This is a genomic window from Gordonia sp. UBA7860 (assembly GCF_002500165.1).
Classification (GTDB): domain Bacteria; phylum Actinomycetota; class Actinomycetes; order Mycobacteriales; family Mycobacteriaceae; genus Gordonia; species Gordonia sputi.
The window spans coordinates 1-18,560 of the sequence record NZ_DLSO01000008.1; the positions used below are offsets into that span (position 1 = coordinate 1).

The following is an 18,560-nucleotide window of genomic DNA, read 5'->3' on the forward strand; positions in this document are numbered from 1 at the left end:
TCGTCATCACTAAGTCGTTGACTCGTACAGATTTCGAGCCTATCTGGCGACTGAATGCGCGCGATACGTGATCAGTTCCGTTTGTCGTAACAGCACCGTCTCTGACATCTGCTGCCCGCACAATGGCGTACCCGTCGTCCGCATGCTCTGACTTCTTGGTCCGGTACCCGTCGCCGAATTCGACCTGGCCATCTTTTCCAAGCTCGCCGAGCGGCGAATGCCGTTGAGCACCAACAATTGCACGCGAGAACACCGCGTGAGCGAGAGTCGCGGCCGCCCTTCGTGCTTTCGCGTTCGCGGCGATCTTGTCGTCAATTGCGCCCAACACATCAGCGATCGCGCGTTGTTCAGGCAGCGAGAAGTACGGGATTCTCATCCTCGCCAAAATCCCGAGGTTGATATGCGGAACACCTGTCGCGATTGCGTTATCAAGGAGGACGCGCTTAAACCTGTCCGTGCTGCATGCGTAGAATAAATACTGCCCGTCCGCAACTCGCGGATCGGGACGAAGGCGCATCTGACTCTGCGAAACAACGTACGCACGATACGGTTCCTCCGGAACAATTGATACCTGCCCCAAAGTCCCTCTCTGAGTGAATACCAAGTCACCTGGCACTGCACTGTTACGCAGCAACACTGACTCATACTTCCGGCGGGTCACATATACAAAGTCTCCACCAACATTTTTCGAGTGGACATTACCCCCTCGTATTACCGGAACTCCATCTTCGACGTAGTCACGGGAAACGAGATCCGAACCAAACGGACCCCCGACAAGCCCCTTCTCCACCGCAAGTTCGCTCAGCGAGATCTCACCCATCAACCCGCTCCAACTGCTCACGAAGAACCTTCTCCAAACGAGACGATTCATCCAGTGCCGCGAGAAGTTCGGTCTTCAAACGCGCGACCTTCTCATCAATCGGCTCGCCGTCGTCCGCCAATTCGGCAGCACCCACGTACCGGCCAGGAGTGAGCGCATAACCGGCGTCTTTGATCTCGTCGATCGTGACCGACTTGCAGAAACCCGGCACGTCGTCGTACGTGATGCCCTTCGCCCTGGCCGACGCCGATCCCCGCCACGAGTGGAAGGTATCCCCGATCTTCACGATGTCGTCGTCACTCAGCGAACGCTCGGCGCGGTCGATCATGTAGCCCATCTCGCGGGCATCGATGAACAACACCTGCCGCGAACGGTCGATACTCCCCTGCGGACCCTTCGTTTTGTCCTTGGCAAAGAACCAGAGGCACACAGGTATTCCCGTGCTCCTGAACAACTGAGTAGGCAGCGCGATCATGCACGAGACCAGATCGGCCTCCACGATCTCCGCGCGGATCTCGCCCTCTCCGTTGGAGTTCGAGCTCATCGAACCGTTGGCCAGCACTACGCCGGCCTTGCCGCCCGGTGCCAGCTTGTACAGGATGTGTTGCAGCCACGCATAGTTCGCGTTGCGGGCCGGTGGCACACCGTACTTCCACCGCGGATCTTCTTCGTTACGCGACCAGTCTTTGATGTTGAACGGCGGGTTGGCCATTACATAGTCCATCTGGACATCCGGATGCTGATCTCGTGCGAAGGTGTCACCCCAGCGCGCACCCAGGCCGTTGTTGTCGATCCCATGGATGGCGAGGTTCATCTTGGCCAGCCGCCACGTCTCTTCGATGGCTTCCTGACCGTAGACGGATATCTCCTTGGGATCGCCGTCGTGTTCGTAGATGAACTGCTCGGTCTGCACAAACATGCCGCCCGAGCCGCAGCACGGGTCGTACACGCGACCCTTCGTCGGCTCCAGCACTTCGACAATCGTGCGCACCACACTGCGTGGCGTGAAGAACTCGCCGCCCCGTTTGCCTTCCGCGCGCGCGAAATTGCCCAGGAAGTACTCGTATACCTCACCCATGAGGTCACGGGCCTTGTGCTCGCCCTGCCGGGAGAACCGCGCACTGTTGAAGAGGTCGATCAACTCACCGAGTCGTCGTTGATCGATGTTGTCTCGGTTGTAGATTCGCGGCAGAGTGCCCTGCAACGACTTGTTCGCGTTCATCACCGCGGCCATCGCCTCGTCGATGAGCTGGCCGATGGTCTTGGCCGGCTCACCGTTGTGGGCGGGCTTGCCCTTGGCGTTCTCCGCGAGGAAACCCCAACGCGCGATGGGCGGCACCACAAAGACGCCGTAGCCCTGGTACTCCTCGGGATCGTCGATGAGGTCGTCGATCTGCGACTCGTCGAGTCCGTCGGCGATCAACTCACCCCGGATCACCTCGCGCCGTTCGTCATACGCGTCCGAGACGTACTTGAGGAACACCAGTCCCAGGATCACGTCCTTGTATTGATTCGCCGAGAGCGAGCCACGCAACTTGTCTGCGGCCTTCCACAGCGTGTCCTTCAATTCCTTCATCGTCGACGGTGCCTGCGGCTCCGCCTTTCGCCTTGCGGCCATGAATCGGTTGCCCTTCTCTTCTAAAGGTTGCTCGATGTGAGAGTTCGGTAGCGTTCCAGCCGTTTGGCTGCGGCACGTCGCAATGGGGTCCATTCCGCTCGCCCCTCGGCCGATGACCGGTACTGAGCCGCCGCCATACTCAACCGACACTCGATCTCAACAGCCAGAATGTTGTGCCCATCCGCGTAGGCACCGGCCGCGATCTGTGCATGATCACGAAGCGCCCGTGCGACGGCAAACCCGCTGGGAGTCAAAGGCTCCGGCGCTGCGTCGCGCCCCTGGAGCAGCGCAAACATCTGCGAATCGAGCACCATGAGCTCGGTCTGCGCCTTGGCGAAGTTCACCAGTGCGACGTCGGTGAGATAATCCGGTGCAGATCCGGTGACCGACGCATACGCGCGGCAGAGTTCGGTCCGCGACGGCGTCCTCCGCCGGATCATGTTCTCGATGCGCGTCGTCTCCGCCGCCAGGAGCCGACGGTCCTGCTCGGACTCGAGACCTTCACTGCCCAACTCGCCCCACACCACCCCGATGAACGGAGCAACCCGGTACCCGGGGTCGTATCCAAACATGCTCATGTCCACTCCTCCACATTTAGCGAGATCGCGCCGTCGGCGATCCCGTCGGTCAAAGCGACTGTGAGATCGGCTGCGGCACTGCGCCTCCGATCGAGCTCACGTTCATAACCGACGACCCGTGCCAGCGCAGCATCGAGCTTGGCGGCATCCTCGGGCGGCAGCACCGGCACGTTCCACATGCGCCACTCACGAGAGTCGGCGGCATACCGATTGATGGTTGCGGCAATCAGATACGGCCCCGCGTACGGCTCGTTCAGCGCACGTTCCTCGGTCTCGGGCACGACGCGACGCAGGATGTAAGCGGGGTGGGCCACCAGAGCGCCGCCCTGCTCGTCCACCCACGCACGGGGGCTGGGGTGTTCGACGAAGACGACGTCTCCCGACTGCGTGCGTCGGGCGGTGGGATAGTGCCGTTGTGCATCCAGCGGGTCCAGCCGGAATGCCTCGTCAGGCATGACGCGTACCGTTCCGTCCGGTGAGGCGTGCGCGGCCGAGATCCGGCTCCGTCGCAGGACCTGAATCTTCTTCTGTGCTGCGAGTTCTCCCAGCGATCGCCGTGGAACCTGCAGTCCATCAGACGATTCCGTCACCAGCACGTCGAGCGTGGCGACAGGCCGGATGGTTTCCAGCGACGCCACATGCACGCGTCCGAGGTAGTCACGCACCTCTGCGTGCCGCACGCGCACCGGTGCTACCCCTCGAGGCACCACCGCACCATCGCCACGCACATGGCTGGCCGCCAGAGGCTGTAGGAATCGGTACGCGCGATGCCCCGATCCCGCCAGCGCACCGGCAATGTCGGCACCGAGATCCTGCAGATCCGTCTCGGTCACCCGCTCCAGATCTCCCAGCGCGACGCGCTCGCGTCGGAGATGACCTCGACACACCCACACACCGAGACTCTGGCGATGCGCCTGCCGCCACAGACCCCGGGGAAGCCGTAGTGCTGCAACGATATTCCCCACGCGCAGGGTTTCCGTGCGCTTCTCCCGCAGTGTCGCGTCGCTGAGACGATCCACCAGCAGGCCGGAACGGCCGACGATGATCGCCACATCGTCGGGGGCGAGGTCTATGGTGACCACGTCGATCAGATCCAGGGCAGCATCGTCGTCCATGCCGATCACCGACGTCACGATGACCTCGGGGCGTGCGGAGTCGTCGGCGAGGTCGATCCCACGAATCCTGGCGCGCCGGAACGCGGCACGATCAGCATCGGACTCACCCACCGCGAGACAACCCACACGTTGGGAGAGCACGAGAGCGGGTGTCGGATCTCCTCGGCCGCAGATCACCACGTCGTCGGTGCCGAGATAGGTGACCGCCGCACTGACGATGGACCCGAGGATCTCGAAGGCCGCACCGGTGAGGTCACGTGTTCCACGGCCACGGTGCAGGCGTCCGCGCTCAAGGCGGTCGAGCGCATCAGCAAATCCGTAGGATGCGTCCACCAGTGCGTCGATGTAGGCCAGCGCGGCGGGCGACGGCCGCAGCGCCTTCACTTCTCGCAGCAGGTACGAGTCGTGGGGGTCGCAGCGGCGCGCGAGCGACGTGCGCTCATGCGCGGTGGTTCCGTCGAGGGGCAGTGAGGTACTCACATGCCAGCACAGCAGCGTCACCGCGTCCTCAAGCGTCAGTCCGTCGGGCACTGCGAGCGCCGGCGCGTCCAGAGCCGCGTCGGTCGACGGCGTGTTGCCGCGACCTGTCTTCTCCAGCCAGTCGACGATGTCGGCTGAGTCGAAGCGTTCGACACCGTCCACCACTGTCTGCGGCGCCGGGAACGGCATCGACACGCCACGGACCGTCGGGCGCTTGCGCCACATACTGACGGCCTGCCGCGATACGCTCGCGAGGTCCGCGACGTCCTGCATCGTCATGGTGCTCATCAGCGGATTCCTCCGTTCGCTCGCTGGGCTGATTCGGACTCTTTTGACAGTAGGCGACAAGTCCGACACGGAGAAGCGTCATGACTGATAAGCCCCCTTAACAGCTAGCACCGTGGACGAGGCGATTGCTGTGGCGCATCGTCGAATCGTCGCCAACCGTGGCGACGCATCCCGACAAGGAGCACGACATGACACCCAGCAACCCGCCCGCCGACAGCCGCGGAGCGCACTTCGACACTGACCACCAGGCCGTGGTGATCACCGACATCACCCTCCGCGACAAGGACGTCACCCGCGAAGCCTTCCGCTGGACAACCGGTGAGCGCGGACCCGTCGTCGACGATCCCGCCACCCTCGACGACGCCAACCTCGACGCCTTCGTCGAGAAGGCCATCACGATTGGGGCGCACGCACTGTCGGCGACAGGTCAGGCCGCAGAGGCCCAGGCGATCGAGCGAATGATCACCGATCTGGGGCAGAAGGCGACACAGTCGACGACCGCCGCAGCGGAGGTCACCAGCAAGGCCGTCACCACCGCCACCGACGCGGTCACCAAGGCTGCCGGGGACGCCCAGAAGGCATTCCGTGAGGCCGAGGCCGCGTCACGAAAGTCGTTGAACGAGTCGGTGACCGCTGCGCGAGCCAGCATGGAAGCTGAGATGAAGCGCCTCTTCGGGGGCACGAACCCAGAGGTGGTAGATCGCTTCGCTCCGCTGATGGCGAAGTTCGCGGCCGACCTCGAGAAGCAGGCGTCGTCGTCGACGACCGAATTGCTCACCAAGGCGGCCAAGCAGTTCGACCCCAGCGATCCGTCGTCGCCGATGGCCAAGCTCGCCGCAGAACTGACCACTCGGCAGGAGAAGCTGACCGAGCGAATCGACAAGCAGCACAACGAGTTGTCGGAGAAGATCGATGCTCTCTCGACTGCGATCAAGGTGGAGACCGCGAAGACCGAACTCGCCAAAGTCACCCCCATCAAGGGTGAGTCCTACGCTGCCGGCATCCACGAGGTGCTCACCTCTATCGCAACCGCTCTCGGTGCCGAGTACACCGACACCGGCGCAATCGTCGGCGCGGTGCCGCGTTCCAAGAAGGGCGACGGCGTACTCACCATCGATGACGGCGTTGCGCGCGTGGTGATCGAGATGACCGACTCCAAGCGCAACGGCTGGAGCGACTACCTCGACGAGGCCGAACGCAACCGTCAGGCCGGCGCGTCCCTCGGGCTGGTTCGGACGGCGGAGCAGAACTGCGGTGAGACGGTCCGCGTGCTGGGCAAGCGGCGCATCGTGATGGCCTTCGATCCCACGACCGACGATGCGGAGCTGCTCCGCACTGTGATGCTGTTGCTCAAGGCGTCGGCCTCAAGCGTGGCAAGCCGTGCCGGCGCACTGCAGATCGCGACAGCCGAGGAGAAGATCGAGGCCGCGCTGCAGCAGCTCGGCAAGATCGAGGAGATCAAGAAGACAGCCGGAACGATCCAGAAGAGCGCGCTGAAGATCGAGACCTCCTGCACTGGCGTGGCCACCGAGATCGAACGGCTCCTGGGCGATGCGCTCGCGGCACTCGCCACGGTGGACGACGGCGTCACCGAGTCCAACGGTACGCGCGGCGCGGCATGACCAAGCCAACAATACCCACGCAAACACCGACGACCCCGCCTCCCAAACGGGAGACGGGGTCGCGGTTTCGACAAGCTCAACCAGCGGCCGCAGCGCGCGCCGCCCGTCGAGCTAAGTCAGCGGAGCTGGGTCACCAGCTCGACTTCTGCACGCCCGGGAGCTCGCCGGCGTGTGCCATCTCGCGCAGGCACACACGGCACAGGCCGAACTTGCGGAACACCGAGTGCGGACGACCGCAGCGGTTGCACCGGGTGTAGGCCCGCACGGCGAACTTGGGCTTCTTGTTGGCCTTGTTGACCAGAGCCTTCTTTGCCATCAGTTGTCCTTCACGGAGTTGTCTTTGAACGGGAAGCCCAGCTGGCGCAGCAGCGCGCGGCCTTCCTCGTCGGTGGTGGCCGAGGTGACGACGGTGATGTCCATACCGCGTGGCCGGTCGATGTTGTCGATGTTGATCTCGTGGAACATCGACTGCTCGTTCAGACCGAAGGTGTAGTTGCCGTTGCCGTCGAACTGGCGGTCCGAGAGTCCGCGGAAGTCGCGGATACGGGGAAGCGCGATGGACACGAGGCGGTCCAGGAACTCCCACATACGGTCGCCACGAAGCGTGACGCGTGCGCCGATCGGCATGCCCTCGCGCAGCTTGAACTGTGCGATCGACTTGCGTGCGCGACGGATTTCCGGCTTCTGGCCGGTGATCAGTGCGAGGTCGGTGACCGCGCCGTTGATCAGCTTCGAGTCGCGAGCGGCGTCGCCGACGCCCATGTTCACGACGACCTTGACGACGCCCGGGATCTGCATCACATTGGCGTAGTCGAACTCGGTGTTCAGCGCATCCTTGATCTCGGCACGGTAGCGCTGCTTGAGACGCGGCTGGGTCTTTTCGGTGGTGGTCATATCAGATGTCCTTCCCGGTCTTGCGGGAAATCCGGACCTTCTTGCCGGTCTCCTCGTCGACGCGGTAGCCGACGCGGGTGGGATTGCCCTCGGAATCGACGACCATCACGTTCGACACGTGGATCTTCGCTTCCTGGGTCACGATGCCGCCCGACGCCGCGCCACGCTCGTTGGCCGACGCAGCGGTGTGCTTCTTGATGCGATTGACGCCCTCGACCAGAACACGCTCTTCCTTCGGGAAGGCCTGAATGACCTTGCCCTTGGCGCCCTTGTCCTTGCCCGAGACGACGATGACGGTGTCACCCTTGTGAACCTTCATGTCAGATCACCTCCGGTGCCAGCGACACGATCTTCATGAACTTCTTCTCACGCAGCTCGCGGCCGACCGGGCCGAAGATGCGGGTACCGCGGGGGTCGCTCTCACCCTTGAGGATGACGGCGGCGTTCTCGTCGAAACGGATGTAGCTTCCGTCCTGACGACGGCGCTCCTTGGTGGTGCGCACGATGACAGCCTTGACGACCTCTCCCCGCTTGACGTTGCCGCCGGGGATGGCGTCCTTGACAGTGGCGACGATGACGTCACCAATGCCTGCGTAGCGCCGAGACGAGCCGCCCAGCACGCGGATGCACAAGATTTCCTTGGCTCCGGTGTTGTCGGCGACCCGCAGGCGAGATTCCTGCTGAATCACTCGTTAGTCTCCTTGACCTGGATGTCGTCGACACGGTGGATCCACCGGGGTGGGCCACCGCATCTGTACGCCGGATTTCCGACCCGACGCACACGGTCTGTTACCACCGGACACACGCCTGCCTGGGGTTTTGTTCCGATCTTGCGATCGCAACGCACCACCGGGTGGGTTCGCGAGCCGATTCGCGACGCTCAACGCGCCGCAGGCAACCCCACAAGTGTAGGCGAACGCGCAGGTCCGGGCCAAATCGCTGCCGAGAGGCATGACCACGACGACCCCTGAGCCATTCTCCACGACCGTCCGCGCTTTCGATTTTTCTTCAATCCGCACCCATCTGCGGCGCTTAGTCACGCGAAGCACGGTCAGATCCACCGGGCACAGGGCCACCACCACCGACCGATCGCCGCGCTCGACCGCGACGGTCACCTCATGAGGAGGCACAGTGAGCACCGAGGTGAGCACGACTCATTTCACAAGCGGACATGTCACAGGCGGGCAGCCCATGTCTGCCGACGCGCAGAGCCGACCGCTCCCTCTGACCGCGGCGCAGCGCGGCATCTTCTTCGCGCAGCAACTCGACCCCGACATCCCGATGTCGGTCGCGGCCTTCGCCGAGTTCTTCGCCGACGTCGACGCCGAGGTGATGGACCGGGCGGTGCAACTGACCGCGAACGAAACCGAATCGGGGCTGCTGCGCGTCGTCGACGACGAGGACGGCGAACCACGCATCGTCGTCGATCGTGACAGGGACATCAGGCTCGGGCTCGTCGACTTCTCCGACGACGATGACCCGCGTGCGCGGGCTCTCGAATGGATCGACGATCACCGGTCGCGCAACGTCGATGTCTACACCGATCCGCTCCTCGAGACGTACCTGCTGCGGATGGGTCCGACACACGCGCTCTGGTACTGCTGGGGCCACCACATCGCGTTCGACGGGTATGCCGCGATGTTCATGATGGTCCGGGTCGCCGCCCACTACACCGCGATCACCGAGGGTCACGCCGCGCCCGCGTCGACCAGCGCGACGATGGCGCAGATCGCCGAGATCGACCGCGCGTACCACTCTTCTGACGCATACGCCCGCGCACACGACCATTGGCAGCAGCGCCTGCGCCCCGATGGAGCCGACGCTCCCGAGCCGACCTCCCTGTCGCCGGCGAGCGCACCGGCTGCGCCGGTTGCCGTCGTCAAGAGCACCGAACTCGACGCCGACCTCGTCGCACGCATCCGTTCACGCGCTGCCGATCACGGGGTGCGGGCCGCGTCGGTGATCACCGCGGCGGTCGCCCTCTGCCTGGCACGCCTCAACGATCGCGACGACGCCCTGCTGAGCCTCCCGGTGGCGTGCCGCGACACCGACCTGCTGCGCACCTCTGCCGGCCTCACGTCGAACGTCCTACCCGTCGGCATCGAATTCGACGCCGCGACGACCATCGCCGACGCGCTGCGAAGCATGAACTCCGACATCAAAACAGCTGTGCGACATCAGCGTTTCCGCCACGAAGAGATCACCTCCGACATCCTCGACGACTCCGACGGTAGGCGCGGATTCTTCGGCCCGATGGTCAACGTCATGCTGTTCTTCGAGCACATCGACTTCGGGTCGCTGCGCGCCGAACTCAACGTGTTGTCCACCGGCCCGGTCGAGGACGCGTCGATCAACGTCTACGACGGCTTCACCGGCCGCATGCGACTCGACCTCGAGGCGAACCCGAACGTCTACACCGCAGACGACGTCTCGCTGCACCACAACCGGATCGTCGACTTCCTGCGACGATTCGTCGACGCCCCCACCGATACGCCCGTCGTCGACATCTCTGCCGCAACGGCGTCGGAGTTGTCGGCCATCGACGACGTGACGCACGGTCGCAGCGTGGCGACAACAGACGCGACGCTCATCTCGCTGCTCGACGCCGCGCTCGAGCAGAGCACCGCCACGCACACCGCGCTGATCGAACCCGGCGTCGAAACACTGGACACCGCGACCTTCACCGCACGCGCACGCAGCGCGGCGGCCGGACTTACCGCGCGTGGGATCGGCCCCGAATCGGTTGTCGGCGTTGCTCTCCCGCGAAGTGCCGACCAGGTGGTCGCACTGCACGCCGTCATCCGTGCGGGCGCGGCGTTCCTGCCCATCGATCCCGCGGAACCCGCGCAGCGCCTCGCGCACATCCTCGACACCGCCAAGCCCGCGGTGATCATCGCAGCACCCGGCTGGGTCGGCGCCGACATCCCGGTGGTCACCGTCGATGAGCTGATCGAGCCATCACCGTCGACAGTGCAGTTCCGCGCCCCCCGCCCCGACAATCCGGCCTACGTGCTGTTCACCTCCGGCTCGACGGGCAGGCCCAAGGGCGTCGTGATCGACCACCGCGCCATCGTGAACCGTCTGCGATGGATGCAGGATCGCTACCAACTCACTTCCGACGACCGGGTGCTGCAGAAGACACCGGCGACCTTCGACGTCTCGGTGTGGGAGTTCTTTTGGCCGTTCGTCGCGGGCGCCACACTCGTCGTTGCGCGACCCGACGGCCACCGCGATCCGTGGTATCTGCGCGACGTGATCGCCGAAGAGTCCATCACGACACTGCATTTCGTGCCGTCGATGCTGTCGGCATTCGCCGACGCGCTCGCCCTCGACGAGTCGTCGAACCCGGATGCACTGACGTCGCTGCGACGCATCTTCACCAGCGGCGAGGCACTCACACCCGCGACGGTTGGTGCGATCGACGAGCTCACCACCGCGCCGGTGCACAATCTCTACGGGCCGACAGAGGCCGCCGTCGACGTGACCTATCACGACGAATGCCGCAGCGACGCAGGCGATATCCCAATCGGCCGACCCGTCGACAACACGTCGACCCACGTGCTCGACCATCACCTCATGCCGCAAGCCATCGGCGCGATCGGTGAGCTCTACCTCGGCGGCATTCAACTCGCCCGCGGTTACGCGAGCCGTCCCGACCTGACAGCAGCACGGTTTGTGTCCGATCCGCGTCAGCCCGGCGCGCGCCTGTATCGCACCGGTGACCTCGTACGCCGACGCGCCGACGGCGAGATCGAATACCTCGGTCGCGCCGACTCACAGATCAAGATTCGCGGCCAGCGCGTCGAGTTGGGAGAGATCGAGTCGGCACTGGCGGCGTTGTCCGGCGTCCGTAGCGCGGCCGTCATCACGTTCGACGACGCGGCCACCGGCAGTACCGAACTGGCTGGCTACGTCGCGGGCACAGATGACCTGGACTCCCGCGACCTCCGCGCCGAGCTCACCGATCAGCTTCCCCCCCATATGATCCCGTCGACGATCACGGTGCTCGCGGATCTTCCGACGACAAGCAACGGCAAGCTCGATCGCTCCGCACTCCCGGCACCCACGCGCACGTCGTCGCAGAGCGAACGCGTCGAGCCGGTGACAGCACTCGAGGTCGCCGTCGTCGAGACGGTCACCGCGGTACTAGGCCTGCCGACTCGGGTGTCGTTGTCCGACAATCTCTTCGATCTGGGTGGCAACTCGCTCTCGGCCACCCGGGTGAGCGCACGCCTCGCGCGCCGAACCGGACACCGACTACCGCTACGCACCGTGTTCGACGCACCCGACCTGGCCGCGCTCAGTGCCGCACTGCGCGCAGCAGGAGTCGACGACGAGCTCACAGCCACCCAGCCCGTCGATGAAATCCCAGCGTCGACCGACGGACAGGTCGCACTGTCGCCCGCGCAGCAGCGGCTCTGGTTGACTGCCCGCCTCGACCCGGATTCTGCTGTCGCCTACCACATTCCGTTCAGCGTCCATCTTGTCGGAACTCTCGACGTCGACGCTCTGCGTGCCGCGGTGAACGACGTCGTCGCGCGGCACGAGCCGCTGCGCAGCACGGTGTCGGAGCACGACGGACAGGCATTCCTCGACATCCACGCCCCCGACGACGCCGCGATAGACATGCCTCACGACGAGGTCGCCGAGGTCAGCGAGATGCAGCAACGCGCCACCGACCTCGCCTCACAGCCGTTCGACCTCACACGCGACTTCCCCATCCGCACACGGCTCCTGCGCACGTCGTCCGGCGATCACACGCTGGTCGTCGTCATTCACCATCTCGCAGCGGACGGGTGGTCGCTGGCGCCCTTCGCCGCCGACCTCGCCACCGCCTACCGCGCACGCGTCGACGCGCATACACCCGAGTGGGCGCCACTACCCGTCGAGTACTCGACGGTTGCCGCAGCCCACCGCGCCGCGTTGACCACCACCGACGGCACAGAACTCGACTTCTGGCGCAGTCGTCTCGCCGATGCTCCCGCCGAAACCGAACTGCCACTTGATCGTCCGCGCTCCGACCGCCCAGGTGTTGCCGGCGGCGTCGTGACGATTACCGTGCCCCGCGAGCGTCACCGGGCATTGACGACGCTGGCCGCCGACAACGACGCGACCCTCTTCATGGTGGTCCACGCCGCGGTCGCCACGCTGCTACGCGGCTTCGCTCGCGCCGACGAGATCGTCGTCGGCACACCGGTATCCGGACGGGGCGACGCCGACCTCGACGCGCTGGTCGGAATGTTCGTCAATACCCTCGCACTGCCGACGCGCGTCGACAAGAACTCGTCGTTCCTCGCTGTGCTCGACAAGATCCGCGACGCCGACCTCGACGCCTTCGACCACGCAGACATACCCTTCGATCACCTTGTGACCGAACTGAATCCGCAGCGGTCAGCCCAGGTGCATCCGTTCTTCCAGGTCTCGCTCGCGGTGGACAACCGCGACGACATCACCATCGACCTACCCGGCGTGACAGCAACGGCCTCGCCGATCGACATCGCGTCAACCAAGTTCGACCTCTCGTTCACCTTCGTCGAACACACCGACGAGCACGGGCAACCGTCCGGCATCGACATCGAGATCGGCTACACCACCGACCTCTTTGACGCCGCCACCGTGAGCGGTATCGGTTCACGACTGAGCAGGATCATCACCACGGTGACCGACGACCCGACACTGGCGGTCGGCGACATCGCCGTCCTCGACCCGAGCGAGCGACTCGGACTGGTGCCGGCCGTCGGCGTGGGAACCCGTCCCGTCGAACACTTCTCGTCGATCCTCGCGGCTGCGGTTCGCTCGGAGCCCGACCGGATCGCCGTGACGGACGGCGACACCTCACTCACCTACCGCGAACTCGACTCCGCCGCCGAGACTCTCGCGCAGTGCCTGCGCGACAACGGAGTCGGGCCAGAGGACTTCGTCGCAATTGCGCTACCCAGGAGCGCGCAGTGGGTGCGCGCGGTCTGGGCGGTCACCCGATGCGGAGCCGCATGGGTACCGATCGATCCCGCCTATCCGCATGCACGTATCGAGTTCATGCTGACCGATTCCCGTGCGCGCCTGCTGCTGACCGACGTCGACTCTCACCCGAAACTCGGCACCGCGGCCGACGGCATCACGACCATCACGCTCGACGAGATCCACCGTTCGGGCGGCGACGCCCCAGCGCCACAACGCGACAACGCACCCGACCTCTCCGTCGACCAACCCGCGTACATGATCTACACCTCGGGTACCACCGGCACACCCAAGGGCGTCGTCGTCAGCCATCGCGGCCTAGCCGACTTTGCCGCACAACAGGTGTCGCAGTTCGGCCTCACCGCCGACAGCCGCACGATGCACATGGCGTCGCCCAGCTTCGACGCCTCGGTCCTCGAACTCCTCATGGCGTTCTCCGGCGCATCGACGATGCGCATCGTCGGACCTGATCCCGTCGCCGGTCGCGAACTGACCGATCTGATGCGGTCCGCAGGCATCACCCACGCATTCCTCACGCCCTCGCTGCTGACCACCATGAATCCCGACGCCGTGCCGGATCTCGAGGTGCTGGTGATCGGCGGCGAGCATCCGAATGCCGAAGCCGTCCGTCGGTGGGCGCAGACCACGACGATCTTCAACGCCTACGGGCCGACGGAGACGACGGTCGTGGCGACGGTCTCGGATCCGATCGTCGAACACCCGACGACGTCGTACTCGCCGCGCGTCACGATCGGCAGACCCATCCGCGGCGTCTCGACCGTCGTCCTCGACGAGCGGCTCCTCCCCGTCGCACCCGGGACCACCGGCGAACTCTACGTCGCAGGCACACACCTGGCACGCGGCTACCACGGAGTGCACGGACTGACGTCGAAACGCTTCGTCGCCAATCCCTTTGGCGATCCCGGCGAGCGGATGTACCGTACCGGCGACCTGGTGCGCTGGACCGCCGATCATCGCCTCGAGTTCCGCGGCCGCGCCGACGACCAGGCCAAGGTACGTGGCCACCGCATCGAACTCGGCGAAGTCGACGCTGCGCTCACCGCACTCGACGACGTACAGGCCTCGGTGAGCATCGTCGACGGCGACGGCGCGACGGCGCGCTTGATCTCGTTCGTCGCGTTCGACGGGGTCGATGCCGACCACCACGCGCGTTCGGCGCTGCTCACCAAGCTGCGAGAACGTCTGCCGCGGCACATGATTCCCTCGGCCATCATCACAGTTCCCGAGATCCCGAGGACCCCCGCGGGCAAGATCGACCTGCGCGCGCTACCCGCCCCCGGCGACGCCGACACCGCACGCGAGTCCGTGCCCGTGGCACCGCGTTCCGACGCCGAGCGGATGATCTGCTCCGTCATCGCCGGGGTACTCGACCGACCAATCACCGACGTCGGCGTCGACGACGACTTCTTCGACCTCGGCGGCAACTCACTTCTGGCGACACAGCTGGTGGATGCACTCGCGCAGCACACCGGCTCACGCCTGGCCGTGCGCGACGTCTTCGATCATCCGACCGCTGCGGAGCTCGCGCCCCTGTGCGCAGAGGCGACACCTGCGCAACACGCTCTCCTGCACCATGATCCGACCACCGAGCTGGTCTGCGGACCTGCTCAGCGGCAGCTCTGGTTCCTCAACACGCTCGGCGCCGACGACGACGCACCCGATGCGTCGTACTCGATCGCCTTCGCACTCGACATGCGCGGCGCACTCGACGTCGACGCGCTCGCGGGTGCGCTCCGGTGGGTGATCGACCGCCACGAGCCACTGCACACCGTCTATCCCGAGCAAGACGGACTGCCGACCATGGTGGCGGCCACGAGCAGCGATCTCACGCTCGACGTGCAGGATATCTCGGCGTCGGACTGGCGTGTGACCGCAGAATCGTTGGCGCAGCGTCCGTTCGACCTCACCCGCGATCTGCCCATCCGCGTTGCGCTGCACCAGCTCAACGACGCCGCGGACCACCACAAGCTGACCGTCGTCGTGCACCACATCGCCGCCGACGGCGCGTCGATGGCGCCACTCGCGCGTGACCTCGCGGGCGCCTACGCGGATCTGTCCGACGGTCGATCACCGTCGGCAGATCCGCTCCCCCTCGACTATCGCGACTACCTGCGGTGGCAGCGTGACACGCTAGATGCCCGCCTACCGGAGCTGACCGCGTGGTGGCACGCAGAACTCGACGGTCTCGATTCCGCCCCGGTTCTGCTACCCGATGTCGCCGCGAAAGATGGAGCGGCACAACGCGGCGCCGATGTCGTCGAGGTGACCCTCGACAGCGCCGTCCGTGCGCGCCTCACCGAACTCGGTAGCTCGACGACCACCGAGTTCATGGCAATGCACGCGGTGCTCGCCGCTCTACTGCGCCACCACAGCGCCGACCAGGACGTGCACACCCGCGGCTCCGACGCCGACATCGTCATCGGAACTCCCGTCGCGGGCCGCGCCGATCCCCGTCTCGCGCAACTTGTCGGAATGTTCGTCAACTCTGTCGCACTCCGCACCCGCGTCGACGGGGCGTGGTCGGCGACCGAACTCGTCGACGAGGTGCGCCGAACTGACCTCGACGCCCTCTCGCACGCGGACATGCCGTTCGACGCCGTCGTGGCAGATCTACGTCCGTCACGGACGGGTCGTCACCCCATCTTCACCATCTCGCTGACCGTCGACGATGATCCGCTCGCCACAACGGATTCCGCGTTGCGCGGAGTGCGCACCGAGATCGAAGAAGTCGACACCGGCGCAGCACGTTTCGATCTGGAGGTGCAGTCGCGCGGCGACACGCTTCGTCTGACGTATGCGACCGACCTGTTCAGCCGTGCCCGAATCGAAGCGCTGGCAGACGATTTCGTCGAACTCGCCCACGCACTGATCGCGCACCCCGACCGCAGCGTCGACGAGCATCTCGTCGCAACCCATCAACTCGCACCACAGGCTGAGCCTGCCATCACGTCACCCGACCCGGTTCATCTCGGCGACCTACTCGAGCTCACGGCCACCCGTCACCGTGATCTCATCGCCGTTGAGGACGGCGACGTCGCGCTGACGTACGCGCGCCTCGACGAGATCTCGGCACGCTGGGCGAACGCTCTCCGGGCCGAGGGTGTCGGTCCGGAAGACGTTGTCGCCGTGGCACTCCCCCGGTCGTGGCGGTTCGTCGCCGCGCTCTGGGCAGTGCTGCGCTCGGGCGGCGTGGTGCTCCCCATCGATCCGCGATACCCCCTCGAACGCATCGAGCACATGCTCCGCGACTCCGACGTGGCAGTCGGAATCACCGACACCGACGGGGTAATCGGAAGCGCTCAGCTCGACGCGTCGTCCGACCTGCACTGGTTCGACACCGGAGCACTCGATCGCGGCAGCGCGGCACCGCCGGCCCCCGCGCCGCGTCGACCCGACGCCGCGGCCTACGTGATCTACACCTCCGGCTCGACCGGCGTGCCCAAGGGCGTCACGGTGACTCACCGGGGCATCGGCGCGTTCAGCCAGAGCCAGCGGGACCGCTACGACGTTCAGTCTGGCGATCGCACACTGCATTTCGCGTCACCCGGCTTCGACGCGACGTTCCTCGAGTTCCTCCTCGCCTTCGATGCGGGTGCGACGATGGTCATCGCGCCGCCGACCATCTTCGGCGGAGACGAACTCGTCGAGTTCCTCGACGAGCACGCCGTGTCGCACGCATTCATCACACCGGCCGCGCTCATGGCCGCGGCACCCAGCCCCCTGCCACTGCTCCGGACCCTCGGCGTCGGCGGTGAGGCGTCGCCCGCGGAACTCGTCGCCGCCTGGGCACCCGGGAGGCGTTACGTCAACTGCTACGGACCCACCGAGACCACAATCGTGGCGACGATGTCGCAGCCATTGAGTCCCGGTGAGGCGATCACAATCGGCGAGCCGGTGATCGGTTGCACTGCACAGATTCTCGACCATCGTCTCAATCCCGTGCGCGACAACGTACCGGGCGAGCTGTACCTCGCGGGGCCGGGAGTCGCGCGCGGCTACCTCGGCCGCCCGGACCTGACCGCCGCACGATTCGTCGCCGATCCACGAGCGCGTGGCGCGATCATGTATCGCACCGGCGACGTGGTGCACCGCACCACAGCTGGGTCGTTGGTGTTCGACGGACGCAGCGACAACCAGGTCAAGGTGCGCGGCTTCCGCATCGAACCGGACGAGGTGAGCAACGCCCTCACGTCACATCCTGACGTCGACGCCGCGCTGACACTCGTGCGCGGCGAAGGCGCGGACGCACGCCTGGTCGCCTACGTCACCTCGACCCCGCCCGACTCACTGTCCGACCGCGAACTCATCGCACATGTTGCTGCGAGCCTCCCGCGACAGATGGTCCCGTCGAGCGTCGTCGTTCTCGATCGATTCCCGTTGACGCCCAACGGAAAGATCGATCGTCGGGCGCTACCTGCGCCGACCGCACCGGCGACGACCGTTGCGCGAGAAGTCGGTTCGACAGCCGAGCAGCGGGTCGCCGACGCGATGGCCGACGTCCTCGGCATCGGTCGCGACAGCGTCGGCGCAGACACCGACTTCTTCGCGGCAGGCGGAACCTCGTTGCAGGCCACCGCTCTCGCGGCGAAACTGCGGACCGACGACCGAACCAGGCTTCGTGTGCGGGAAATCTTCGATCACCCGACTGTCGCCGCGCTGGCAGCACTCGTCAGCCAGGACGAGCACACAAGTGACACAAACGATTCCACCCACCATCCGCTGATTCCACAGCGCGGCAGCGTCGTTCCGGTCGCGCCGATGCAGCGTCGACTACTCTCACTTGCCCGAACGCATCCGGCGTCGACCGACTACCTGATGCCCTTCACACTGCATCTGACGGGAACCCTTGACCGTCAGATGCTCCGCGACGCACTGGTCGATCTCGTGTCGCGGCACGCCGGCCTGCGTACCGTCTACCCCTCCGAAACAGGCGGTACGCAGGTCGGAGGTGTGCTGATCGGAGCAGACCGCGCGATCGGACATATGCAACCGCTCGGCTACAGCGACAACGACGACGCGTCGGCGTTGATCGAGCACCTGTGCACCACCCCGATCGACATCTCGGCGCAGCCGGGGATACGCGCACACCTCCTGACGCGGATCTCGCAGGGCACCACGGGTGAGCACATCCTCGTCCTCCTCATCCACCATGCCGCGGCCGACGGG

10 protein-coding genes are annotated in these 18,560 nt (G+C 65.5%); 2 read left to right on the plus strand and 8 right to left on the minus strand.

The window, feature by feature from the left end; genetic code table 11:
* The 4 genes from B3T59_RS01060 to B3T59_RS01075 all read right to left on the minus strand — a co-directional run.
* On the minus strand, positions 1 to 820 hold an 820-nt coding region (locus tag B3T59_RS01060; protein WP_287001282.1), incomplete at its 3' end, for a restriction endonuclease subunit S.
* Complete coding sequence (locus tag B3T59_RS01065) at positions 813 to 2,438, minus strand: type I restriction-modification system subunit M (protein ID WP_287001283.1); 1,626 nt, start codon at positions 2,436 to 2,438, stop codon at positions 813 to 815. The genes B3T59_RS01065 and B3T59_RS01060, both read right to left, overlap by 8 nt.
* A gap of 20 nt (positions 2,439 to 2,458) precedes the next feature.
* Positions 2,459 to 3,016 (minus strand): hypothetical protein, encoded by a 558-nt coding sequence (locus B3T59_RS01070; RefSeq protein ID WP_287001284.1) that lies wholly within the window; start codon positions 3,014 to 3,016, stop codon positions 2,459 to 2,461.
* Complete coding sequence (locus tag B3T59_RS01075) at positions 3,013 to 4,899, minus strand: hypothetical protein (RefSeq protein WP_287001285.1); 1,887 nt, start codon at positions 4,897 to 4,899, stop codon at positions 3,013 to 3,015. Before B3T59_RS01075 ends, B3T59_RS01070 begins: the two co-directional genes overlap by 4 nt.
* A gap of 188 nt (positions 4,900 to 5,087) precedes the next feature.
* Here B3T59_RS01075 and B3T59_RS01080 point away from each other — a divergent pair, with 188 nt between their 5' ends.
* Positions 5,088 to 6,521: a Fis family transcriptional regulator gene (locus B3T59_RS01080; protein ID WP_287001286.1), complete on the plus strand. Its 1,434-nt coding sequence runs from the start codon at positions 5,088 to 5,090 to the stop codon at positions 6,519 to 6,521.
* Positions 6,522 to 6,651: 130 nt separating this feature from the next.
* Here B3T59_RS01080 and B3T59_RS01085 read toward each other — a convergent pair whose 3' ends face one another.
* The 4 genes from B3T59_RS01085 to rplN are packed head-to-tail and all read right to left on the minus strand — an operon-like array spanning position 6,652 to position 8,104.
* Positions 6,652 to 6,837: a type Z 30S ribosomal protein S14 gene (locus B3T59_RS01085; protein WP_005170384.1), complete on the minus strand. Its 186-nt coding sequence runs from the start codon at positions 6,835 to 6,837 to the stop codon at positions 6,652 to 6,654.
* Positions 6,837 to 7,415 (minus strand): 50S ribosomal protein L5, encoded by a 579-nt coding sequence (rplE, locus tag B3T59_RS01090; RefSeq protein ID WP_005208408.1) that lies wholly within the window; start codon positions 7,413 to 7,415, stop codon positions 6,837 to 6,839. The genes B3T59_RS01085 and rplE overlap by 1 nt, the downstream gene beginning before the upstream one ends.
* Position 7,416: 1 nt before the next feature.
* On the minus strand, positions 7,417 to 7,734 hold the full coding sequence (gene rplX / locus B3T59_RS01095; RefSeq protein WP_005208409.1) for a 50S ribosomal protein L24: 318 nt from the start codon (positions 7,732 to 7,734) through the stop codon (positions 7,417 to 7,419).
* Position 7,735: 1 nt separating this feature from the next.
* On the minus strand, positions 7,736 to 8,104 hold the full coding sequence (gene rplN, locus B3T59_RS01100) for a 50S ribosomal protein L14 (RefSeq protein ID WP_005208410.1): 369 nt from the start codon (positions 8,102 to 8,104) through the stop codon (positions 7,736 to 7,738).
* A gap of 442 nt (positions 8,105 to 8,546) precedes the next feature.
* On the opposite strand from rplN, the gene B3T59_RS01105 reads away from it, so the two are divergent.
* Positions 8,547 to 18,560: non-ribosomal peptide synthetase (locus B3T59_RS01105; RefSeq protein WP_287001287.1), on the plus strand; the 10,014-nt coding region annotated here is incomplete at its 3' end.

Excerpts from the sequence above, each read along its gene's own strand:
- rplE (WP_005208408.1), bottom strand. The coding sequence starts at position 7,415 with ATGACCACCACCGAAAAGACCCAGCCGCGTCTCAAGCAGCGCTACCGT.
- B3T59_RS01075 (WP_287001285.1), bottom strand. The coding sequence starts at position 4,899 with ATGAGCACCATGACGATGCAGGACGTCGCGGACCTCGCGAGCGTATCG.
- B3T59_RS01065 (WP_287001283.1), bottom strand. The coding sequence starts at position 2,438 with ATGGCCGCAAGGCGAAAGGCGGAGCCGCAGGCACCGTCGACGATGAAG.
- B3T59_RS01085 (WP_005170384.1), bottom strand. The coding sequence starts at position 6,837 with ATGGCAAAGAAGGCTCTGGTCAACAAGGCCAACAAGAAGCCCAAGTTC.
- B3T59_RS01080 (WP_287001286.1), top strand. The coding sequence starts at position 5,088 with ATGACACCCAGCAACCCGCCCGCCGACAGCCGCGGAGCGCACTTCGAC.
- rplX (WP_005208409.1), bottom strand. The coding sequence starts at position 7,734 with ATGAAGGTTCACAAGGGTGACACCGTCATCGTCGTCTCGGGCAAGGAC.
- B3T59_RS01070 (WP_287001284.1), bottom strand. The coding sequence starts at position 3,016 with ATGAGCATGTTTGGATACGACCCCGGGTACCGGGTTGCTCCGTTCATC.